Consider the following 21,538-nt stretch of genomic DNA (forward strand, 5'->3'; position numbering starts at 1 on the left):
CCCGCCTCCGCGGGGGCGACGACGAAGATGGGTCGTGACGAGCGTTCTGTTTCTTGAAAGCCTTTCAGCCCCCTCCGCGCGTCGGGTGCTCTTGAATAAACCGTGGTTCGTCATCCCCGCGGAGGCGGGGATCCAGGGTTCTTGCGGCTGCCGCCTGTGTTTCTGGGCCCCCGCCTCCGCGGGGGCGACGACGAAGATGGGTCGTGACGAGCGTTCTGTTTCTTCAGCGTGCCACGCCAGGCACTCCCTGCGCCGCCGTATCGAAAGTCCCGGTTGGCCTGCGCCTGCGCGCAGTTGATAATCGACGGGCTTTGCCGCGGCAGCCCGCTGCGGCGCCCCTCCCCAGGAGATCCCCATGTCGAATTCCGTCGTGATCGTCGGCGCCAAGCGCACGGCCATCGGTTCGTTCCAGGGCCAGTTCACCGGCGTGCCCACGCCGACGCTGGGTGCCGCCGCGATCTCCGCCGCGCTGGCCCAGGCCGGTGTCGCCGGCGACGCCGTCTCCGAAGTGATCATGGGCTGCGTGCTGCCGGCCAACCTCGGCCAGGCCCCCGCCCGCCAGGCGTCGATCGCTGCCGGCCTGCCGCTGTCGGCCGGCGCCACCACCATCAACAAGGTCTGCGGCTCGGGCATGAAGGCGATCATGCTGGGCCATGATCTGATCAAGGCCGGCTCGGCCTCCGTCGTGGTTTCGGGCGGCATGGAGTCGATGACCAATGCCCCGCACATGGTCGCGGCCCGCGCCGGCATCCGCTACGGCGACGGCAAGCTGGTCGACCACATGGCCTGGGACGGTTTGACCGACCCCTACAAAGGTCAGGCCATGGGCGTGTTCGGCGAGGCCTGCGCCGACAAGTACACGTTCACCCGCGAAGCCCAGGATGCCTTCGCCATCGAGTCGGTGAACCGCGCGATGGCAGCGCAGGGCAGCGGTGCCTTCAAGGCCGAGATCGCGGCGGTCACCGTCGCCGGCCGCAAGGGTGACGTGCAGATCGACAGCGATGAAGAGCCCGCGCGCTGCGACGTGTCCAAGATCCCCGGCCTGCGCGCGGCCTTCCGCAAGGAGAACGGCACGATCACGGCCGCCAGCGCGTCGAAGATCAGTGACGGCGCGGCCGCGCTGGTGCTGATGGGCGAGGACGCCGCCAAGGCCGCCGGTGCTGCGCCGATCGCGCGCATTGTCGGGCACGCCACCCATTCGCAGGCCCCGGAGTGGTTCACCACTGCCCCGGTCGGTGCGATGGACAAGCTGCTGAAGCAGCTCGGCTGGACCGTCGCCGACGTCGACCTGTTCGAGATCAACGAGGCCTTCGCCGTTGTCACCATGGCGGCCATGGCCGACCTGTCGATCCCGCACGAGAAGGTCAACGTCAACGGCGGCGCCTGCGCGCTGGGCCATCCGATCGGCGCCTCCGGCGCGCGCGTGGTGGTGACCCTGATCCATGCGCTGCAGGCGCGCGGCAAGAAGCGCGGCATCGCCAGCCTGTGCATCGGCGGCGGCGAGGCCACCGCGCTGGCTGTCGAACTGGTCTGAAGCTGAGCGGATGCCCGGCTCGATGCCGGGCGTCCTGCTCTCACGGCGGCCTGCGCCGCCGCACCCGCCACGCGTCCGCAACTCTCAGCGGAACGCCCAGGACCTTCGCCCCCGATGCCTGTTCTGCACTCCCAGATCGATCCGCGCTCGCCCGAGTTCGCGGACAATGCCGCCCACCTGAAGGCCCTGGTCGCCGACCTGCGCGCCCAGCTGGATCGCGTCGCGCTTGGCGGCGGCGACAAGGCCCGCGAGAAGCACGTCGCCCGCGGCAAGCTGCTGCCGCGCGAGCGGGTCGACGCCTTGCTCGACCCGGGCTCGCCCTTCCTCGAAATCGCCCCGCAGGCCGCGCACGGCATGTACGAGGACCAGGCGCCCGGCGCCGGTCTCGTCGCAGGCATTGGTCGAGTGCACGGCGGTGAAGTCATGGTGCTGGCCAACGACGCCACGGTGAAGGGCGGCACCTACTTCCCGATGACGGTGAAGAAGCACCTGCGCGCGCAGGAGATGGCGCGCGAGAACCGCCTGCCCTGCGTCTACCTGGTCGATTCCGGCGGCGCCTTCCTGCCGCTGCAGGACGAGGTGTTCCCGGACAAGGAGCACTTCGGCCGCATCTTCTACAACCAGGCCCGGCTGAGCGCGCGCAACATCCCGCAGATCGCCGTGGTGATGGGCAGCTGCACCGCCGGCGGCGCCTACGTGCCGGCGATGTGCGACGAATCGATCATCGTGCGCGAGCAAGGCACCATCTTCCTGGGCGGCCCGCCGCTGGTGAAGGCCGCCACCGGCGAAGTGGTGGACGCCGAATCGCTGGGCGGCGCCGACGTTCACACGTCCGTGAGCGGCGTGGCCGACCACTACGCCGAAAACGACCGCCACGCGCTGCAGATCGCCCGCGACATCGTCAAACACCTCAACCGCCGCAAACAGCTGCCGGTGGCCGTGCAGCCGCCGCGCGAGCCGCAGTATCCCGCCGAGGAGCTCTACGGCATCGTGCCGCGCGACACGCGCCGGCCCTTCGACATCCGCGAGGTCATCGCCCGCGTGGTGGACGGCAGCGAGTTCCAGGAATTCAAGGCACGCTACGGCAAGACCCTGGTCTGCGGCTTCGCGCACATCCACGGCTATCCGGTGGGCATCGTCGCCAACAACGGCATCCTGTTCGCCGAGAGCGCGCTCAAGGGCGCGCACTTCATCGAGCTGTGCAACCAGCGCGGCATCCCGCTGGTGTTCCTGCAGAACATCACCGGCTTCATGGTCGGCAAGAAGTACGAGAACGCCGGCATCGCGAAAGACGGCGCCAAGATGGTCACCGCCGTGGCCTGCTCGTCGGTGCCCAAGTTCACCATCGTCATCGGCGGCAGCTTCGGCGCCGGCAACTACGCCATGTGTGGTCGCGCCTATGGCGCGCGCTTCCTCTGGACCTGGCCGAATGCGCGCATCTCGGTGATGGGCGGCGAGCAGGCGGCCAGCGTGCTGGCGACCGTGCGCCGCGACGGCATCGAGGCCGCCGGCAAGCAGTGGAGCGTCGAAGACGAAGAAGCCTTCAAGGCACCGATCCGAGACCAGTACGAACGCCAGGGCCATCCCTACTACGCCACCGCTCGCCTGTGGGACGACGGCGTGATCGATCCTGCCGACACCCGCCGCGTATTGGGCCTGGGCCTTGCCGCCAGCCTGAACGCCCCGATCGAGCCGCCGCGCTACGGCGTCTTCCGCATGTAACCGGCAGCGGGCAGGGTCACTGCCCTGTCCGCTCCAAGGAACCGAAATGGTCAGCGAATCTCCTCTCAACGTACGCACCGTCGCCGGTGTCGCCACCCTCACGCTCGACCGCCCGAAGATCCACAACGCCTTCGACGACCTGCTGATCGACGCACTGATCGACGCCCTGCGCGCGGTCGAAGAGGACGACGCCGTTCGCGTGGTCGTGTTGACCGGCGCTGGCGCTTCGTTCTCGGCCGGCGCCGATCTCAACTGGATGAAGCGGATGGCGCAGGCCTCCGAGAAGGAGAACCGCAAGGACGCACGCCAGCTGGCCAAGCTGATGCGCGTGCTGAACCATCTGGACAAGCCGACCATCGCCCGCGTCAACGGCTCGGCACTCGGCGGCGGCGTGGGGCTGGTCGCCTGCTGCGACATCGCGATCGCCGCGAACGAAGCCCGCTTCGGGCTGACCGAAACCCGTCTCGGCCTGGTGCCGGCAGTGATCTCGCCCTACGTGATCGACGCCATCGGCGCACGCCAGGCGCGACGCCTGTTCCTCACCGCCCAGGTCTTCGATGCTGCAGAGGCCGCGCGCATCGGCCTGGTGCACGCCGCGGTGCCGGCGGTTGAGCTCGATGCCGCGGTGGATGCCGAGGTCGAGCGCCTGAAAGCCGCCGGCCCGATCGCGGTGCTCGAGGCCAAGCGCCTGGTGCAGCGCATCCAGCACCCGGACAGCAAGCAGCGTCGTGCGCTCGACGAAGCCAATGCCGATCTGATCGCCGCCCTGCGGGTGTCCAAGGAGGGCCAGGAAGGCCTGAAGGCGTTCTTCGAGAAGCGTCCGGCCGCCTGGCTGGCGCAATAAGAGCAGTGAGGCTCGCGGCATGTCTCCTGCAAAGCTGAACCCCGCATGCCACGGGCCGCACTCCGACGAAGGTATCCGTCTAAGCGCTGTTTAACCCGGTTTATACTTTTGCCCCCCTGAAGGCGCCCGGCAGCGGACACCGACCGACGCGCTCGACGACCGCATCACCTCTCCCCATCGCGCACACCGGCAAGGTCATCGTGAGCAGTCTGATCAAGCAGTTCAGCCAGTCCTCCCATATCGCCGGCGGCAACGCCGCCTTCGTCGAAGACCTCTACGAGACCTGGCTGGCGGATCCCGCTGCGGTCTCAACCGAATGGCGCAAATACTTCGATGAGCTGAAGGGCCGCGAGGCCGGCGACGTGCCGCATTCGCTGGTGATGGCCGACATCATGCGCGCCGCCCGCGAAGCCGGCCGCGGCGTGATCGTCGCCGCCGACACCGACTCGCAGAAGCAGGGCGCGGTGCTGAAGCTGGTCACGGCCTACCGCTCGCGCGGGCACCTCGGCGCCAATCTCGACCCGCTGGGCATGGCGGCCAAGCAGAACGCGCCGGATCTCGACCTCGCCTTCCACGGTCTGTCCAAGGACGACCTCAACACCGAGTTCAACACGGGCATGCCGTCCGGCCCGGCGCGGATGAAGCTGGCCGACCTGCTGGCGCATCTCAAGGCCACCTACTCCGGCTCGATCGGTGCCGAGTTCATGCACATCGCCGAGGCCGAACAGCGCCGCTGGATGTACGAGCGCCTTGAGGCCGTGGGCGACAACTTCCAGTTCGCGCCCGAGCGCCGCAAGCGCGTGCTGGCCAAGCTGACCCAGGCCGAAGGCCTGGAGCGCTACCTGCACACCAAGTACGTCGGCCAGAAGCGCTTCTCGCTGGAAGGCGGCGAGAGCCTGATCCCGCTGATGGACGACCTGGTCCACCGCGGCGGCGACGGTGGCGTCAAGGAGATGGTGATCGGCATGGCCCACCGCGGCCGCCTCAACGTGCTGATCAACACCCTGGGCAAGCCGCCGCACCAGCTGTTCGCCGAGTTCGAGGGCAAGCACGAAGGCCCGGTCGACGCCACCCGCTCGGGCGACGTGAAGTACCACATGGGCTTCTCGTCCGACGTGCGCACCAGCACCGGCTCGATCCACCTGACCCTGGGCTTCAACCCCTCGCATCTGGAGATCATCGACCCGGTGATCGCCGGCAGCGTGCGCGCCCGCCAGACCCGCCGCGAAGACGCCGAGCGCAAGCAGGTAGTGCCTGTGCTGATCCACGGCGACGCCGCGTTTGCCGGCCAGGGCGTGGTGATGGAGCTGCTGCAGATGTCGCAGGCCCGCGGCTTCGCGGTCGGCGGCACCGTGCACGTGGTCATCAACAACCAGGTGGGCTTCACCACCCACCGCGTCGATGACGCGCGTTCGACCCTGTACTGCACCGACGTCGCCAAGATGGTCGGCGCGCCGATCCTGCACGTGAACGGCGACGACCCGGAAGCCGTGGTGTTCTGCGCCCAGCTGGCCTTCGACTTCCGCCAGCGCTTCAACAAGGACGTGGTGATCGACCTGATCTGCTACCGCCGCCACGGCCACAACGAAGCCGACGAGCCGGCGGCAACGCAGCCGCTGATGTACCAGAACATCCGCAGCCGCAAGTCGACCCGCGAGCTGTATGCCGATGCCCTGATCTCGGATGGCGTGATCAGCGCCGATGAGGCCAAGGGGCTGGTCGACAACTACCGTGACCTGCTCGACAAGAACGGCAATGCCGTCGAGCTCGCCGCAGGCGTGGTCGACAAGTTCGCCACCGACTGGACGCCCTACATCAACGGCGAGCTGTCGGACCCGGCCGAGACCGGCGTGCTGCGCAAGAACCTCGACAAGCTCGCGAAGAAGATCAACACCCTGCCGGACGGCCTCAAGCTGCATCCGCGCGTCGCCAAGATCTACGAAGACCGCCTGAAGATGGCGGCCGGCGAGCTGGCCATGGACTGGGGCTTCGCCGAGAACCTCGCCTATGCGACCCTGCTGGAAGAAGGCTACAAGCTGCGTCTGGTCGGCCAGGACGCCAACCGCGGCACCTTCTTCCACCGCCACGCCGCCCTGCACGACCAGAACACCGGCGAGACCCACCTGCCGCTGCGCGAGCTGGTCAAGAACCCGCACCACGTCACGATCATCGACTCGCTGCTCAGCGAGGAGGCGGTGATGGCCTTCGAGTACGGCTTCGCCACCGCCGACCCGACCACGCTGACCATCTGGGAAGGCCAGTTCGGCGACTTCGCCAATGGCGCCCAGGTCGTCATCGACCAGTTCATCAGCTCGGGCGAGGCCAAGTGGGGCCGACTCTGCGGTCTGGCCCTGTTCCTGCCGCATGGCTACGAAGGCCAGGGCCCCGAGCACAGCTCGGCGCGGCTTGAGCGCTTCCTGCAGCTGTGCGCGCTGAACAACATCCAGGTCTGCGCACCGACCACCCCGGCGCAGATGTTCCACATGATCCGCCGGCAGATGAAGCGCCGCGCGCGCAAGCCGCTGGTGGTGATGACGCCGAAGTCGATGCTGCGCCACAAGCTGTCGGTATCGACCCTGGAAGACCTGGCCTCGGGCGGCTTCCAGAACCTGATCCCCGACGGCCTCGTCAAGGACGCCAAGAAGGCCTCGCGCGTGGTGGTCTGCTCCGGCAAGGTCTACTACGACCTGCTGGAAGAGCACGAAAAGCGCGGTCTCACCGACGTCGCCATCGTCCGCGTCGAGCAGCTCTATCCCTTCCCGCGCGAACTGCTGACCAACGAGCTGAAGCGCTTCGCCAAGGCCAAGGAAGTGGTCTGGTGCCAGGAAGAGCCGCAGAACCAGGGCGCGTGGTACCAGATCCAGCACCACCTCCGCTTCTGCCTGCAGTCCGGCCAGCACCTCAGCTACGCCGGCCGCGCGCGCTCGGCGGCACCGGCCTGCGGCCACTACGCCACCCACGCCAAGGAGCAGGCGAAGCTGGTCGAGGACGCGCTCGTCGGCAAGCAGGGCGACGAGCACCTGCCCGAGTAAGCTGCAGCAGCCTTCTTCGCGTCATCCGATACGCCACATCCAACGCATTCGCCTCAAGGATCCGCCATGAGCATCGAAGTCAAAGTTCCTGTGCTGCCCGAATCGGTCAGCGACGCCGTCATCGCCACCTGGCACAAGAAGGCCGGTGACGCGGTCAAGCGCGACGAGAACCTGGTGGATCTGGAAACCGACAAGGTCGTGCTGGAAGTGCCGGCCACCGCCGACGGCGTGCTCAAGGAAATCAAGTTCCAGGCCGGCGACACCGTCACCAGCCAGCAGGTGATCGCGATCATCGAAGCTGGCGCAGCCGCGGCTCCGGCCAAGGCCGAAGAGAAGAAGACCGAGGCCAAGGCGGAAGCGCCGAAGGCTGACAAGGCCGAGAAGGCCGAAGCCAAGCCGGCCGCCAAGAGCGCCGACGTCAGCGATCTCTCGCCCGCCGGCCGCCGCGTGGCCACGCAGGAAGGCATCGACCCGAAGGAGGTCGAAGCCACCGGCCGCGGCGGCCGCGTGACGAAGGAAGACCTGGTCAACCATCTGAACAAGGCCGGCGTCACCGCGGCCGGCGGCGCCCGCCCCGAGCAGCGCGTGCCGATGACCCGCATCCGCACCCGCATCGCCGAGCGCCTGATGCAGTCGAAGAACTCGATCGCGATGCTGACCTCGTTCAACGAGGTCAACCTCGGCGAGGTCATGAAGATGCGCAAGGCCATGGGCGAGAGCTTCGAGAAGACCCACGGCATCAAGCTCGGCTTCATGAGCTTCTTCGCCAAGGCAGCGGCGAATGCGCTGCAGCGCCACCCGATCATCAATGCCTCGGTCGACGGCAGCGACATCATCTACCACGGCTACGCCGACATTTCGGTCGCCGTGTCCACCGACAAAGGCCTGGTCACCCCGGTGCTGCGCAATGTCGAGTCGATGGGCTTTGGTGACGTCGAGGCCGCCATCGCCGGCTACGCCAAGAAGGCGCGCGACGGCAAGCTCGGCCTGGAAGACCTGCAGGGCGGCACCTTCACCATCACCAACGGCGGCACCTTCGGCTCGCTGATGTCCACGCCCATCGTGAACCCGCCGCAGTCGGCCATCCTGGGCATGCACGCCATCAAGGAGCGCCCGATCGCCGAGAACGGCCAGGTCGTGATCGCGCCGATGATGTACATCGCGCTCAGCTACGACCACCGCATCATCGACGGCAAGGACGCCGTGCTGTTCCTGGTCGACATCAAGAACCAGCTGGAGAATCCGCATCGGATGTTGCTGGGGCTGTGAGGCCGGGAATGGGGAATCGGGAATGGGGAATCGCAAGAGCGCGCGATTCCCACCGAGTCCCCAGATTCGTGGGGTGGTTATAGTCCAACCGACTTGGCTTACGGGCCGTAGGGTGGGACTTGGCCCACTAACCCTGAGGTGGGCTCCCGCAGTTCCGCGCCCCCGTAGAAACAGTTCCGGATCCACTTCGTAGCAGGCGTCGGCACGACGCTGTTCTCCCCTCTCCCCTCGTGGGAGAGGGGACGGGGGAGAGGGGGCACGTCGCCGCAAGCCCTATCCCCCTCTCCCCAACCCCTCTCCCTCCAGGGGAGAGGGGCTTGATTCGGCAGACTCGTCGGCGCTGCCAGCATCTGCGCAGACGACACCCCGATTCCCCTATCCCGATTCCCGCAGGGAGCACATGAAATGAGCGAGCAGCAGCAATTCGATGTCGTCGTCATCGGCGGTGGCCCCGGCGGCTATGTGGCCGCGATCCGCGCCGCGCAGCTGGGCATGAAGGTCGCCTGCGTCGATGCCACCAAGGGCAAGGCCGACGGCAAGCTCGCGCTCGGCGGCACCTGCTTGAACGTGGGCTGCATCCCGTCGAAGGCGATGCTGGATTCCTCGCGCCAGTTCCACAACCTGACCCACATGTTCGCGGACCACGGCATCAGCGCCGACAACGCGAAGATCGACGTCAAGACGATGGTTGGCCGCAAGGACAAGATCGTCAAACAGTTCAACGGCGGCGTCGCCAGCCTGTTCAAGGCCAACAAGGTCACCGCCTTCCACGGCTTCGGCACCCTGCACGCCGGCAACGTGGTCAAGGTCAAGGCGCACGACGGCAACGATGTCGAACTCAAGGCCACCAACGTCATCCTGGCGGCGGGCTCGACCTCGATCGAACTGCCCTTCGCCAAGTTCGACGGCAAGCACATCGTCGACAACGTCGGCGTGCTCGATTTCGAGGACACCCCGAAGCGCCTGGGCGTCATCGGCGCCGGCGTGATCGGTCTCGAAATGGGCAGCGTGTGGAAGCGCCTCGGCGCCGAGGTCACCATCCTCGAAGCCCTGCCCGACTTCCTGGCCGCTGCCGATGCCGACATCGCCAAGGCCGCGCAGCGCGAGTTCAAGAAGCAGGGCCTCGACATCAAGCTCGGCTGCAAGGTCTCGAAGGCCGAGATCAAGAAGGGCGAGGTCCACCTCACATACAACGACGGCAAGGCGGACCACGAGCTGGTCGTCGACAAGCTGCTGGTCGCGGTCGGCCGCCGCGCCGCCACCGCCGGCCTGCTGTCGGACGACTGCGGCGTCAAGCTGACCGAGCGCGGCATGGTGCAGGTCGACGACCACTGCCACACCGGCGTCGACGGCGTCTGGGCCATCGGCGACTGCGTGCGCGGCCCCATGCTCGCCCACAAGGCCAGCGAGGAAGGCATCGCCGTGGCCGAGATGATCGCCGGCCTGCCCGGTCACGTGGACTTCAACACCGTGCCCTGGGTGATCTACACCGAGCCGGAAATCGCCTGGGTCGGCAAGACCGAGAAGGAACTGAAGGACGCCGGCGTGCCCTACAAGGTCGGCACCTTCCCCTTCGCCGCCATCGGCCGCGCCGTGGCGATGAACGAGACCGCCGGCATGGTCAAGGTCATCGCCCACGCCGAAACCGACCGCATCCTCGGCATGCACCTCTGCGGCGCCAACGTCAGCGAGCTGGTGCACGAAGGCGTTGTCGCCATGGAGTTCAAGGGCAGCGCCGAAGACCTCGCCCGCATCTGCCACGCCCACCCCACCCTGTCCGAAGCCGTGCACGAAGCCGCGCTGGCGGTGGACAAGCGGGCGATTCACAAGGCGAACTGAAGTTCGCCCGGGAATGGGGATTCGGGATTCGGGATTCGTTGTTCAGGGCGCGCAAGCACCGAATCTCACCCCACGCTCCCGCACTGAGCCCCTCTACCAACGGTGCTGGGAGACCGAGCCAAGCGAAGCTGGGGTTGGGGTGAGGAGCAGTTCGAACCGCTGTCCACAACACTCACCTCACCCGCTCCAAGCTCACCTCCCCTTGGAGCGGCTCAGCACCGCTTCCGGCAGCCGACCTTGAAGGAAGCCCGAGCAAAGCGAAGATGGGGTTGGGGTGAGGAGCAGCTCGAAGCGAAGCGAATCAAGCGCACAGCACTCCCGCTCCGAGCCCCTCTCCCCTGGAGGGAGAGGGGTTGGGGAGAGGGGGAGAAATCTCGCGGCAAGCACTCCACCCCTGTGCTCGAACTTGCCTTCGCTTCCCTCAAAGGGGAGAGGGAAGGCATCGAGCGTCGTCGCTGCTGCCCCACCGCCATAGCCGCCCAAGCAAAAACCAGCCCTGCCCCCAGGCCTGCCGCGAATCCCCAATCCCGAATCCCCGCTCCCAATGAAAACCCTCTGCGTCTACTGCGGCTCCAATGCCGGCAACGATCCCCGCTATGCGGCCGCCGCCGTCAGCCTCGGCAAGCGCATCGCCGCTGAAGGCATGGGTCTCGTCTATGGCGGCGGCAATGTCGGCCTGATGGGCATTGTCGCCGACGCCGTGCTCGAAGCCGGCGGCGAAGTCATCGGCGTCATCCCCGAGCACCTTGTGCGCTACGAAGTCGCCCACAAGGGCCTCACCCGCCTCGAAGTGGTCGGCTCGATGCACGAGCGCAAGGCGCGCATGTTCGACCTCTCGGATGGCTTCATCGCCCTGCCCGGCGGCTTCGGCACCCTCGACGAAATGTTCGAGATGCTCACCTGGCGCCAGCTCGGCCTGGGCGACCGCCCCTGCGCCTTCCTCGACGTCGCCGGCTTCTACAGCCCGCTGATGCAGATGATCGACCGCCTGGTCGAAACCCGCTTCCTGCACCCCGACCAGCGCCGCGACCTCTGGCACGGCGAGGACATCGACGCCCTGTTCGCCTGGATGCGCGCCTACACGCCAGCCAAGGCCGACAAGTGGATGGACGAGAAGCGCCGAGGCGACCTGCGCTGAGAGCGGAACGCTGCGAGCAGTACAACCAGCAGAAGCAGCTCGGCACACACCGCCAACGGGGAATCGAGAGCCAACACCAAGCCGGCCCTGATCCGGCACTCAGCCCGACACCTCGCGCACCTCGATCTGACCGCACGCCCTGCACTTTCACATCTGCGTGCAGCGCCGCGGCGACTTGAAGATCGAGATCGTCACCTTCTCCGACAGGTTCACACTCCACGGATCGCGGATCTCGTCCAAGCGCAGCCTGCCCCCGCAGCGCCTGCACCTCTGGATGCAGCTCTGCCAGACAAACGCCGCGAGCCCGACGCACGCGGCAAGCGCAAGGGCATAGGGACTGTCGAGATTCTTCCTGCTCCTGCTCCCCAAACGGAGCGGCTGACGGCGACCGCTGCGGACTGCCGGCCATCCACGCCACCGCTCTCGCACCGCCCTTTCAAACCGCACCCGCCCGCGCAAACTCGGCGATCGCGGCAGCACCGCTGAGAACGCTACGGCCAGCGCCCACCCATCCCTGCTCCCACGTTCGCTTCACTGCGCGCAAGCGCGCCGCTGCAAGCCCAGCGCACACACCGCCACACCGGCGGCAAGCGACGGCAAGATCAGTCGCCTCCACCACCTCCATCGCCGCCCCCGCAGTCCGATCCCGCACCCTCGCTACTGCAGGTCTCCTTGCTGCGCACGCTACCGCTTTCGCTGGCGATGTAGCCCCCATGCGCGGGCTCACCGCCAGCCTTGCCCTGCCGGCGCGCCCTGCGCACCAGCAACACCACCGCCGCAACCACCGCAATCGCGAACAACCACTTCATGAGGTTTTCCTCGTGCCCAGCCCGCGCAGAGGACGCACGGACCGTGAGGGCGTGACCGCAGCGTGGTGACTAGCTATCGAGCATCGCAACGCTTGCTCGCCGCGCCGGCAATCTTGGTGACGAGGCGGGACAGACCATCCCACTCACCGGTAAGGGGTGGATAGTCGCGCGGATCCGCAATCTCCACCTCGGCAAGCAGCCATTGATTCCGCCCGAACTGGCATGGCCAGCACGCTGTCACGAGGTTCGCAGGTTCGTTGCTTCCGCCGCGCTTGAAAGGCAAAACGTGATCGATCGACGCGGATAGCGTGGAGAGACCGAAGTGCTTCTCATCATTGGTTCTACCCCATCGCGCAGCAGAAGGGTGCGCATGAATGAAGCGATCGCGAGCATCCTTGAGAATGACCCTGGAAGAGCAATACCGGCAGCGCCAGCCATCGCGAGCGAAGACCTCTAGCTGAACCACCTTGTTGGGCATCCTCGGCCCGGGCGGCGACGCGGACCGATTGTAAACTGGGTTCCCGCGCTGACGGTGGATAGCGGGCTTGATTGGGCCACAAATCAGGTATGAGAACTCACGCAGCGCCGTGATATCTGCCATACGCAGAAAGCGCGCACAGGCGATGAAGTCTCCCCCGAGAAGAGCATCGGCGGCCAACGAGAGCAGATCCGCCGCGACTTCGAACTCCGGAATGGGTGGTAGAAAACTCCGTCGAAGCACTACACGGCCTCAGGTTGGAGAAATGAATGACTGACCTCCGGCTCGGGGCGCAGACTGTCAGACGACGAGACAACAAGGCCCCGGTGAAGCACGCCAACAGGACTGTTCGCAGCCCGTGGCCAAACGCATGGACGCTTGAGGCGGTGGGCCGCTTGAAACTGATGCCTGTGCGACGGTCCCCGAAGCAGATACGCCCATAGTGCTGGCACAGCGAATGCGGCTTGAACGAATGGCACTGCTTCGCGGAATCCATCATGGCTCGGATGAAAACCGTCCAACGAAGCCGAATACACGAATGCAGCCGCTTGCTCAGGCGCGGGAAGAGCGGGTCAGCAGGAAACAAGGAACAGCCGACCTGTCAGTGGTTGACGGGGGAGTCCATACATGAATTGTTAGGCGCTACTGGCACACCTGTGCTCGTATCGCCCCACTGAAACCTAGTCCCTTCAGGTACTCGGGGAACTCGACGAGGAGCTCTGAGTGGCATAAGCGGACAAGATACTCCACGTCTTCTATTCGCTTGAGCACCTCCGATCCTCCGATAGGCTGGAGCGCCTGCTTTGGCCTGTCGCAGTTATGAATGCAGTCATGGCGTCTCTGAAATATCTCGCCATAATGTCCCTCAAAGTGCTCCATAGCATCTTCGCGGAGCTTGTTCTGTTGGCTCGATGTCGCGGCAGAGTACTCAGCCGATGAAACGCCAAACATGCGCTTCTTGGCTGTTGGATGAGTGATCCAGTGGCCGAGCGTCGACTTATTAATCAGCTTGTGAGTGGGGCGGCAAAAGTGGTTGAACAGACTGCGTATTTTCTCTAGAGAAAGAACATTCTCTGACTCGATAAGTTCGCGTGCGGCCATTCTCCACCTCCATCCGCCATTGGCTGGCCTCAGAAGAGCGGTGACGGGCAACTTCAAATTGTTGAGTCTGTCAGGAATGGACACGGCAGGCTGCAGCTCTTTTGCGCGGATTGCTCGTGAAACAAAATCTGCATATGCATCGGAGAAGTAGGCATCGCATGCACCTACAGCCATCATCCAAGCTGCTCTAAGTATGTCGGATTGCAAGACTCCGGCTGGAAGCGTGATTGCATGCAACCGAAGAGACTTGGCGCGATCAATGTCAGCATTAAAGTGTGCGATGGCAGTTGCGAGCATGTTTGATAGCGCCCCAACGCCTGAGTTGAGCCGCCCCGTGGCGGGGCGGCGGACGCGTGCTAGCGTAGCGTAAGCACGTGGCCGACGCCACGACACGGGGTCGGCTTGAACGAATTGTTAGGTTGCACCACACGCAACCTACATGAAATCGCTGATCGAATTGTCGATAGCCAATGCAGCGTAGTCGAGTGCCTTTATTTTTCCTGAAGCGTCTTTGCCGTAGTTCTCGGGCTTGCGATCCGTGAGATACCTAGGAATGCGATGCGAGCTAAGCTCGCCCGACTCAAGTGGCGTTAGGCGCTCCATGACCAAGAACTTGCCTGACCAGCTCCAGGAGAAGAGCTCAGCTAAGTCGCCGGTTTCTTTGAACTGGCTATACACCAGTATTTCCATCCAATTAGAAAAGTTGGATTGGCCGCTACAGACTTTAAGAACTTTGTCTGGATGGTCTGAAATTTCGTACACATCACGCGCGGTGCCGCGCCCAATACGTCTAGGCGACTCAAGCCATAACGACTCGAACTCGGAGTCGGGCGAGGTGTGCCGAGGAATGACAATAGTCAATAGAGCTCCTTGTGTATATTCGTGTTGCAAAGGACTTCACGTGCAACCTAACGCCGTGCTAACCGGCCGAGGGCCGAGATGGTTTGGTTTGAACGTAACATGTCCCCGACGGTCCGGTTGAGCACATAGTTAGAGCGCATCTGATTACGCCCCCCGCACTCTGTGTTTTTTTACCAACTTTTCAACGCGCTCACTCTCAATTGCGGCATAGTGTTGGGAATCTACCCGAAGACTACGTTCGCTGTTCTTGAAAGCTCGATTGGACAGCCAATTGTTGCTGCCTATGACAACAAACGAGCGATCACAAACCAAGATTTTCTCGTGATTTGGGAATTTTGCCAAAATCAGCCCTTCGTCTCCTATCTTGGTTGACAATGAGTGAAGAAATGCGTACGCCTGTTGTGCGACGGAGCTGAGTTCGTGTCCACCGCTTGATTCCCAACCAAACCCGATGTGAACCGTGACCCCTCGCTCAATTGCTCTCGGAATGACGACCTGAACATCGGGGTCCATAACTGGACTCCCAATCCATCCGGAAAGAATCGAAATCGATTCCCTCGCCGATGCAAACGAAGCTTTGAGAAGCTCGTAGTGATCTGCGCCACTGACAAATGAAATATTCTCCGGGGCAGCCTTGGCTATCGATTTGATCGCCTTGCGTTGGCTAGTCGTTGCTTCGGAAGATCGAACAAAGTCATCAATTTGCTTTTTGAGTTCCTTGATAGCCTGGTCTCGCTCCCGCCGAATGGCTCGCTCTTCACGAAGCGAAGCAAAAAGGTTGGCGATGGATCGGAGAACCAGGTATGTGATCCAGCAAGAAGCGAGCTGAATCATGACCAATGGCAAGTAAAACAGGGCAAATAGCGTCCATGCAGTCCACGCTACGCACACCCAAAAAGCTGCGCGGCGGCCATAAATGATGAAGGCAAACGCGACACTTGCGACTACAAATAACTGCCAGTAGACAACTTCCATGGCAAGCTAATGCTTCACGCAGTGCAAGATGGCGGGACTGAGTGAGGGGGAAAATGAAGGACCCCCGCAGTCTTGGATTGCCAAGGCAAGCATCACTGCTTTTTGTCCCTTGACTTGCTGCCTACCTGAGTGCCGAGCCAATACATTCCATAGCCCGCAAGCGCTATCCCGGCGCCGATTGCTATGAACGGACCAGCGGTAATTCCAATTGCTGTGCCACCAGTTGCAATGCCAACTCCTCCGATCACGGTGTAAACACCAGCGCCTGTGACAGCGCCGACTCCGGCGGCGCCGGCGGCCTTGACGGCTTCTTGCTTTACGGTTGCCATATGCGTCTCCTGCGCGCTAACGCCGCGTTAAGCGGCCGCGGGCCGACGACATATCAGGAAACATCGAAACCTCTCCCCGCGGTCCGCTTGAACGCATAGTTAGATTGCACCCGCCGATTGCGCGAATACATCGTGACAGCCGGTCTCATCGAGGAAGATTCGATAGTGACTGAGGCGGGAGTAGGCCTTGGAAGCTGCTAGATCCTCGCTGATGAAGCGACTGAGGGCTTGGGAGCTCGGGTACTCGACCAGCTTGAAATACGCGTCGCGAACCATGTCAGGCGAGCAGTTGTACAGCGAGGTGAACTGATGCCAGCGCACCCCTTCAAAACGGATTGAAACGTCTGGCAACTCTGCAATGTGTAGGGTAAGAGTTGCATTCGCACCGCGCATTACGAACTCACAGCCCTCGTACTGACCTGTGTCAAAGTCCGGCAGGTTCAAAACGACCGAGGCGCTCATAGTGCACTCTAACGCCGTGTTAACCGGCCTGCGGCCGAAAGCGATCGGTTCATTCGAACTACCTCCCCGCAGGTCCGGTTGAACACATAGTTAGGAGGATCACGCGAGGGTTTGCTGATTCACTACACGCGCTACCGGACTCCAGAGATTCTGAACACCGTCAGGGCAGGTAACGTTTTTCGCACTCCGAGGACGGTTTCAGCCTCGATGTTGGTGAAGTAGCGCCCTGTGACGCAAATATGCCCTCCGATACGAATTGGCTGACCTCTCCAGTTCTCTTCCTTAAATGAAACCGCATAGAACTTGAATTGCGGATTCCCGAGCGCGACCACAAAAACCGCGTTCTTCGGATCATCAAGATTGGCTTGCTCAAGAAGGCCACACCATCGGTAGACCTTCATATCTGCCTCAACGAGAGGTCGAAGCACGCTATTGAGATTCTCACTTGGATTGTCTATTTCAAAAGCTTGTTCCTGTTTGAGGGCATCCGCAACTCGGATCTGGCGAACCCCATCTGCGCTTGCAAAGTAGGCTTCAAATCCAATCCGAAGCACTACCCCGCCGTCCCGCGGAGTTGGGCGCACAAGATCCGAGCAACTCCCGAAGGGCTTTGAATGAAAAATGCCCTCCGCTTTTGCGATCAGCAATACGAAACTGCTGGGGCAAGCGGTGCCACCCGAGCCAAGCTCGACCAGTAGCAGGTCAGCGTCGCCGTACCTCCATACAGGGCCGAGACGAAGCGAATGCCCCTCTATGCCGTCAATCGTCAGAAGCGAGCCCTCGAACAAAAGCTGCTGAACATCGCCATCGTTCACTGCCACCTCGATGGTTCCAAACTGTGTTTCTCTCGAGGTGTCCGTATCAAGCGACTCAGTTAGTGGATCCACCTGCGAACTAGCCTCGTCTTCTAGACGATTGCGCTCCTCAATGGAAAGCTCATCACTCTTCTGTACTGTGGAATCTACTACCGCACCCTCTACTTTGGGTTGCGGGCTGGTCGAGTCACAGCCAACAGCGACCACGACAGATGCAAAGAGAGCGAGCCTCAAGACCCAGACCTTGTTGAATCGCATGAAGATCCTCCTAACTACTATTAGACGGAAACCGTCGTGATAACACCGCCGCATAATCTGGAGCTGCGCGGGCGGGCCTCGAAAAAATACCTTTTAAATCAACCCTCTACGCCGACACTTCCGCCTATCACGTCCGCCTAACCTGGCGACCTTTGCCGGCCTTGCCGTGGCGCCATCGGATCGTCGCATCGCGCAGACAGGGCCGCAAGTCCGCCGAATCCGCCCTAACAGTGCCCAGGCTGACCGCCTCCAGCTTCGGGTCACGGATTCTGCGTCCGGACGCGAGGGCGGGAGCATGCCGACGGCCGCCCTGCCCCACCGGTCACCCCTGCTATCCTCCCCGGCCATCCGACTGCACAGGACATCGCCATGAGCGTTCCCGCCCAGTTCCGCGCCTTCCGCATCCACGCCGACAGCGGCAGGCATCGTGCCGGTATCGAGTCGATCGGGCTGGAGGATCTGAGCCCCGGCGAGGTGGTGGTCAAGGTCGCGTTCTCCTCCATCAACTACAAGGACGCGCTGGCCGGCACCGGCAAGGGGCGCATCCTGCGGCGGTTTCCGCTGGTAGGCGGCATCGATGCGTCGGGGCATGTGGTGGCCTCGACCGATCCGCGCTTCAAGGAAGGCGATGCCGTTCTGTGTACGGGCAGCGGCCTGTCGGAGTCGCGCGACGGAGGCTATACCGAGTACCTGCGGCTCGAGTCGCAGTGGGCGATTCCGCTGCCGGCCGGGCTCGACCTGCGCGAGGCGATGATTCTCGGCACCGCCGGCTTCACTGCAGCGCTGTCGCTGTACCGGATGGAGCAGAACGGGCAGACGCCCGCCATGGGGCCGATCGTGGTTACCGGCGCCACCGGCGGCGTAGGCATGCTGGCCATCGACATCCTCACCCGCGCCGGCTACGAGGCGCACGCGATCACCGGCAAGCTGCAGCACCTGGATTTCCTGAGCCAGCTGGGCGCGCGCCAGGTGGTGTCGCGCGAGAACCTGCACTGGGGCCAGAAGCCGCTGGAGAACGCGATCTGGGCCGGCGCCATCGACAACGTCGGCGACGAGATGCTGGCCGGGCTGACGCGGGTCATCCAGCCCTACGGCAACATCGCCAGCTGCGGCCTGGCCGGTGGCCATGCGCTGGCGACCACGGTGATGCCCTTCATCATCCGCGGCGTGTCGCTGCTGGGCATCGCCTCGGCCGGCACGGCGCGGCCGATCCGCGACGCGATCTGGGAGCGTCTATCGGGCGACTGGAAGCCGGCGCACCTGGACCGCATCTGCACGCGGGCGGTGGGGCTTGACGAGCTGGCCCCGGTGTTCGACACCATGCTCGGGGGCGGTTCCTTCGGCCGCACCCTGGTCTGCGTCACGGATTGAACCAAGGCCGTGGTTTGTGCGCCGCGCCGAAGCGGCTAGAATCGGCCAGTCCACCGGGCATTCACATCCCCCGGCCCCACACCCGAAAGAGGCCCTCCATGGCACGCGTGCTCATCGTCGATGACTCCCCCTCCCAGCTGATGGGCATGAAGAAGATCATGGAGAAGCTCGGCCATGAGGTGATCAGCGCGGAAGACGGCGCGCAGGGCGTCGAGGTCGCCAAACGCGAGCTGCCGGACCTGATCCTGATGGACGTGGTGATGCCGAACTTGAACGGCTTCCAGGCGACGCGCTCGATCTCGAAGGAGCCCGCGACCGCCCATATCCCGATCGTGCTGGTCACCACCAAGGACCAGGTGACCGACAAGGTCTGGGGCCTGCGCCAGGGCGCCAAGGCCTACCTGACCAAGCCGGTCAACGAGGCGGCGCTGACCAGCCTGGTGCGCGATCTGCTGGCTGGGGTGACGCCCGATCAGGGCTGAGCGCGAGTCAGCGAGGAATGCATGAAGGCCCGCGCGAGCGGGCCTTCTGCGTTGTGGGGCGCAGCGGACGCGGGTCGGGGAGAGCGGCTTGGCGCGCCGGAGGGGGCGATTGGCTCGGAGCTGGCATCGCGTGGCACGGAGCGTGGTGTTCATGCCCTGGGGCTGGCTTCGCTCAATGCTTGGCTTCTCCCGGACCCGATGGCGGATGCGCTGCGCTTATCCGCCCTACAAGGGCAGGTGACGCGGCGCATTGGTCGGAGCAGAGGCTGACGTGCGTGCTCTGACCTTCGCTTCGCTTGACGCGCCCGCGTCTCCGGGACTCGATGGCGGATGCGCTGCGCTTATCCGCCCTACAACGGCGGGTGACGCCTTGCCCTCATCGAAGCGGCAGGCTGCGGTGCGCGTAGGGCAGATGAGCGCAGCGCCTCTGCCGCGGCGCGCCCTCGGGATCGGCACAGAGGCAGGAGTTGGCAGTCCCTAGGCACCCCAGGGGCGACCTCAGGATTGGCACAGAAGCGGCAGCGGCGAGCACTCTGGCTTCTCAAGGATGGCGCCCGCAGGGCATGCGCCGCTGCGGGTGAGCCCTCGGCCACGGACGCCACGCTGCGAGACGGCTCGATTTCGTTATCGCGCCGGCAGAAAGCCCGACGGGTCCACCGGGCGGCCGTTGCGGCGGATCTCGAAGTGCAGCATGTCGCGAGCCGCACCCGAGCGGCCCATCTCGGCGATCTGCTGGCCGCCGCGCACCTGCTCGCCCTCGGCCACCAGACGCTTGCGGTTGTGGCCATAGGCCGAGAGGAACTCGTCGTTGTGCTTGACGATGATCAGCTCGCCGTAGCCGATCAGGCCCGAGCCCGAATACACGATCACACCGTCGGCGGCCGCCAGCACCGGCTGGCCCGCGCTGCCGGCGATGCTCAAGCCCTGCCGGGTCGGGTCACCGGCGACGAAGCGCCCGACCACCTGCCCTGCCGTAGGCCACTGCCAGCGCGGCGCACCGGTGGGCGTCGGGGCGGGCGTGGGCGCAGGCGGCTGCGCGACCGGGGGCGGCGGCGTGCTGACAACGGGCGCCGTGGTATTGCCGGCAGGCGCGCCGGGCGTCGAAGGCGTCGGTGCTGGCGTACTGCCCTGCGCAGGCACGCCAGGCGCCGTCGTGCCGGTCGCGGGTCGGGTGGCTGTGCCGCTGCCCGGCGCGGTGCCGGCGGTTTGGGTCGGCCGCTGCGGTGGCGTCGCGCCACCCGGCGGCCCCAGCCGCAGACGCTGGCCGGGATAGATGGTGAACGGCGCGGCGATGCCGTTCCAGGCGGCGATCTGCCGATACTCCAGGCCGTGCCGGAAAGCGATGCTGTAGAGCGTGTCGCCACGCTGCACCACGTGCACGCGGCTGCTGTCGCCCGCGGGCGCAGGCCGCGGCGTTTCGCGACCGGGCGGGGCGCGATCGATCACCACCGCGCGCGGCGCGACACCGCAGGCGGCAAGCGTGGCCAGCACAAGGCAGGCGACCGCGCGCAGCGCGAAGCTCGGAAGTGCGCGCATCAGGCCATGCCCCCGAGCAGCGGCACGAACATCACCGGGCCAAGGTCGTCCTGCTGCCAGCGGTCCTCGACCCAGCGCAGGCGGATCAGGCGCTGGCCATCGGGGGCGCCAACCGGGGCGACGAACACGCCGCCCGGCTTGAGCTGGGCGATCAGCTTGGGGTCGACCGAGTCGGCCGCCGCGGTGACGATGATGGCGTCGAAGGGCGCGTGCTCCGGCCAGCCGAGGCGGCCGTCCTCGAAGCGCGCGCGGACATTGCTGAAACCGAGCTTGCGCAGGCGCTTGCGGGCGCTGCGCGAGAGCTCCTCGATGCGCTCGACGCTGCTGACCTGGTCCACCAGCATGGCCAGCACGGCGGCCTGGTAGCCCGAACCGGTGCCGAGTTCCAGCACCGACTTCGGCAGGCCGAACTCGATCAGGGCCTCGGTCATGCGCGCCACCACATAGGGCTGCGACAGGGTCTGGCCGCGGCCGATCGGCAGCGCGGTGTCGTCGTAGGCGCGCGTGGCCAGGGCTTCCTCGCAGAACAGATGACGCGGCAGGGTGCGCATGACCTCCAGCACCCGCGGGTCGCGGATGCCCTGCTCGCGCAGGCGCTCGACCATGCGGTCGCGCGCGCGCTGCGAGGTCATGCCCAGCCCGAGCGCTTCGCGCGGAAGGCGCAGCCCTGGGCTCATCGCTGC

19 protein-coding genes are annotated in these 21,538 nt (G+C 64.8%); 9 read left to right on the top strand and 10 right to left on the bottom strand.

The features are described 5' to 3' along the window. Positions 1-355 precede the first annotated feature (355 nt). The 7 genes from Q0654_RS12195 to Q0654_RS12225 all read left to right on the top strand — a co-directional run bounded on the left by Q0654_RS12195 (position 356) and on the right by Q0654_RS12225 (position 11,378). Positions 356-1,534 (top strand): acetyl-CoA C-acyltransferase, encoded by a 1,179-nt coding sequence (locus tag Q0654_RS12195; RefSeq protein WP_298854131.1) that lies wholly within the window; start codon positions 356-358, stop codon positions 1,532-1,534. Positions 1,535-1,648: 114 nt separating this feature from the next. Beyond that, the gene (locus tag Q0654_RS12200) at positions 1,649-3,256 is read left to right on the top strand and encodes a carboxyl transferase domain-containing protein (RefSeq protein WP_298854133.1); all 1,608 of its coding nucleotides are present in this window, start codon (positions 1,649-1,651) and stop codon (positions 3,254-3,256) included. Between the two features lie 46 nt (positions 3,257-3,302). Then, a complete protein-coding gene (locus Q0654_RS12205) occupies positions 3,303-4,100 on the top strand; it encodes an enoyl-CoA hydratase-related protein (protein WP_298854135.1) in 798 nt (265 codons plus the stop codon). Positions 4,101-4,300: 200 nt separating this feature from the next. Continuing rightward, positions 4,301-7,132 (top strand): 2-oxoglutarate dehydrogenase E1 component, encoded by a 2,832-nt coding sequence (locus Q0654_RS12210; protein ID WP_298854137.1) that lies wholly within the window; start codon positions 4,301-4,303, stop codon positions 7,130-7,132. A gap of 66 nt (positions 7,133-7,198) precedes the next feature. After that, positions 7,199-8,401, top strand: a complete 1,203-nt coding sequence (gene sucB, locus Q0654_RS12215) for a dihydrolipoyllysine-residue succinyltransferase (protein ID WP_298854139.1) — start codon at positions 7,199-7,201, stop codon at positions 8,399-8,401. Between the two features lie 405 nt (positions 8,402-8,806). Then, positions 8,807-10,240, top strand: a complete 1,434-nt coding sequence (lpdA, locus tag Q0654_RS12220) for a dihydrolipoyl dehydrogenase (protein WP_298854141.1) — start codon at positions 8,807-8,809, stop codon at positions 10,238-10,240. A 544-nt stretch (positions 10,241-10,784) separates the two neighbouring features. Next, positions 10,785-11,378, top strand: coding sequence for a TIGR00730 family Rossman fold protein (locus Q0654_RS12225; RefSeq protein ID WP_298854143.1), 594 nt, complete (start codon positions 10,785-10,787; stop codon positions 11,376-11,378). A gap of 602 nt (positions 11,379-11,980) precedes the next feature. On the opposite strand, the gene Q0654_RS12230 is transcribed toward Q0654_RS12225, so the two are convergent. The 8 genes from Q0654_RS12230 to Q0654_RS12265 form a co-directional block, all read right to left on the bottom strand. Then, positions 11,981-12,187, bottom strand: a complete 207-nt coding sequence (locus Q0654_RS12230) for a hypothetical protein (RefSeq protein ID WP_298854145.1) — start codon at positions 12,185-12,187, stop codon at positions 11,981-11,983. 73 nt (positions 12,188-12,260) lie between these two features. Next, on the bottom strand, positions 12,261-12,845 hold the full coding sequence (locus tag Q0654_RS12235; RefSeq protein ID WP_298854147.1) for an HNH endonuclease: 585 nt from the start codon (positions 12,843-12,845) through the stop codon (positions 12,261-12,263). Positions 12,846-13,307: 462 nt separating this feature from the next. Then, entirely contained in the window at positions 13,308-14,063 is a 756-nt protein-coding gene (locus Q0654_RS12240) for a hypothetical protein (RefSeq protein ID WP_298854149.1), read from the bottom strand. A 138-nt stretch (positions 14,064-14,201) separates the two neighbouring features. Continuing rightward, complete coding sequence (locus Q0654_RS12245; RefSeq protein ID WP_298854151.1) at positions 14,202-14,627, bottom strand: hypothetical protein; 426 nt, start codon at positions 14,625-14,627, stop codon at positions 14,202-14,204. A gap of 144 nt (positions 14,628-14,771) precedes the next feature. Further along, complete coding sequence (locus Q0654_RS12250; RefSeq protein ID WP_298854153.1) at positions 14,772-15,602, bottom strand: phospholipase D-like domain-containing protein; 831 nt, start codon at positions 15,600-15,602, stop codon at positions 14,772-14,774. A gap of 92 nt (positions 15,603-15,694) precedes the next feature. Continuing rightward, a complete protein-coding gene (locus tag Q0654_RS12255) occupies positions 15,695-15,931 on the bottom strand; it encodes a hypothetical protein (protein ID WP_298854155.1) in 237 nt (78 codons plus the stop codon). A 99-nt stretch (positions 15,932-16,030) separates the two neighbouring features. Further along, positions 16,031-16,393 (bottom strand): hypothetical protein, encoded by a 363-nt coding sequence (locus tag Q0654_RS12260; protein ID WP_298854157.1) that lies wholly within the window; start codon positions 16,391-16,393, stop codon positions 16,031-16,033. Between the two features lie 131 nt (positions 16,394-16,524). Continuing rightward, positions 16,525-17,466: a hypothetical protein gene (locus Q0654_RS12265; protein WP_298854159.1), complete on the bottom strand. Its 942-nt coding sequence runs from the start codon at positions 17,464-17,466 to the stop codon at positions 16,525-16,527. A 369-nt stretch (positions 17,467-17,835) separates the two neighbouring features. On the opposite strand from Q0654_RS12265, the gene Q0654_RS12270 reads away from it, so the two are divergent. Next, on the top strand, positions 17,836-18,837 hold the full coding sequence (locus tag Q0654_RS12270; RefSeq protein ID WP_298854161.1) for an oxidoreductase: 1,002 nt from the start codon (positions 17,836-17,838) through the stop codon (positions 18,835-18,837). A gap of 98 nt (positions 18,838-18,935) precedes the next feature. Beyond that, positions 18,936-19,319: a response regulator gene (locus Q0654_RS12275; protein ID WP_298854163.1), complete on the top strand. Its 384-nt coding sequence runs from the start codon at positions 18,936-18,938 to the stop codon at positions 19,317-19,319. Positions 19,320-19,943: 624 nt separating this feature from the next. Here the strand turns inward: Q0654_RS12275 and Q0654_RS12280 are convergent. Beyond that, positions 19,944-20,855 (bottom strand): peptidoglycan DD-metalloendopeptidase family protein, encoded by a 912-nt coding sequence (locus Q0654_RS12280; protein ID WP_298854165.1) that lies wholly within the window; start codon positions 20,853-20,855, stop codon positions 19,944-19,946. Next, entirely contained in the window at positions 20,855-21,532 is a 678-nt protein-coding gene (locus Q0654_RS12285) for a protein-L-isoaspartate(D-aspartate) O-methyltransferase (RefSeq protein ID WP_298854167.1), read from the bottom strand. Before Q0654_RS12285 ends, Q0654_RS12280 begins: the two co-directional genes overlap by 1 nt. Positions 21,533-21,538 lie beyond the last annotated feature (6 nt).

Origin of the sequence: uncultured Aquimonas sp. (genome assembly GCF_937888285.1) — a bacterium.
Lineage (GTDB): Bacteria > Pseudomonadota > Gammaproteobacteria > Xanthomonadales > Xanthomonadaceae > Aquimonas.

Excerpts from the sequence above, each read along its gene's own strand:
- Q0654_RS12195 (WP_298854131.1), top strand. The coding sequence starts at position 356 with ATGTCGAATTCCGTCGTGATCGTCGGCGCCAAGCGCACGGCCATCGGT.
- Q0654_RS12200 (WP_298854133.1), top strand. The coding sequence starts at position 1,649 with ATGCCTGTTCTGCACTCCCAGATCGATCCGCGCTCGCCCGAGTTCGCG.
- Q0654_RS12205 (WP_298854135.1), top strand. The coding sequence starts at position 3,303 with ATGGTCAGCGAATCTCCTCTCAACGTACGCACCGTCGCCGGTGTCGCC.
- sucB (WP_298854139.1), top strand. The coding sequence starts at position 7,199 with ATGAGCATCGAAGTCAAAGTTCCTGTGCTGCCCGAATCGGTCAGCGAC.
- lpdA (WP_298854141.1), top strand. The coding sequence starts at position 8,807 with ATGAGCGAGCAGCAGCAATTCGATGTCGTCGTCATCGGCGGTGGCCCC.
- Q0654_RS12225 (WP_298854143.1), top strand. The coding sequence starts at position 10,785 with ATGAAAACCCTCTGCGTCTACTGCGGCTCCAATGCCGGCAACGATCCC.
- Q0654_RS12230 (WP_298854145.1), bottom strand. The coding sequence starts at position 12,187 with ATGAAGTGGTTGTTCGCGATTGCGGTGGTTGCGGCGGTGGTGTTGCTG.
- Q0654_RS12240 (WP_298854149.1), bottom strand. The coding sequence starts at position 14,063 with ATGCTCGCAACTGCCATCGCACACTTTAATGCTGACATTGATCGCGCC.
- Q0654_RS12250 (WP_298854153.1), bottom strand. The coding sequence starts at position 15,602 with ATGGAAGTTGTCTACTGGCAGTTATTTGTAGTCGCAAGTGTCGCGTTT.
- Q0654_RS12255 (WP_298854155.1), bottom strand. The coding sequence starts at position 15,931 with ATGGCAACCGTAAAGCAAGAAGCCGTCAAGGCCGCCGGCGCCGCCGGA.
- Q0654_RS12260 (WP_298854157.1), bottom strand. The coding sequence starts at position 16,393 with ATGAGCGCCTCGGTCGTTTTGAACCTGCCGGACTTTGACACAGGTCAG.
- Q0654_RS12265 (WP_298854159.1), bottom strand. The coding sequence starts at position 17,466 with ATGCGATTCAACAAGGTCTGGGTCTTGAGGCTCGCTCTCTTTGCATCT.
- Q0654_RS12270 (WP_298854161.1), top strand. The coding sequence starts at position 17,836 with ATGAGCGTTCCCGCCCAGTTCCGCGCCTTCCGCATCCACGCCGACAGC.
- Q0654_RS12275 (WP_298854163.1), top strand. The coding sequence starts at position 18,936 with ATGGCACGCGTGCTCATCGTCGATGACTCCCCCTCCCAGCTGATGGGC.
- Q0654_RS12280 (WP_298854165.1), bottom strand. The coding sequence starts at position 20,855 with ATGCGCGCACTTCCGAGCTTCGCGCTGCGCGCGGTCGCCTGCCTTGTG.
- Q0654_RS12285 (WP_298854167.1), bottom strand. The coding sequence starts at position 21,532 with ATGAGCCCAGGGCTGCGCCTTCCGCGCGAAGCGCTCGGGCTGGGCATG.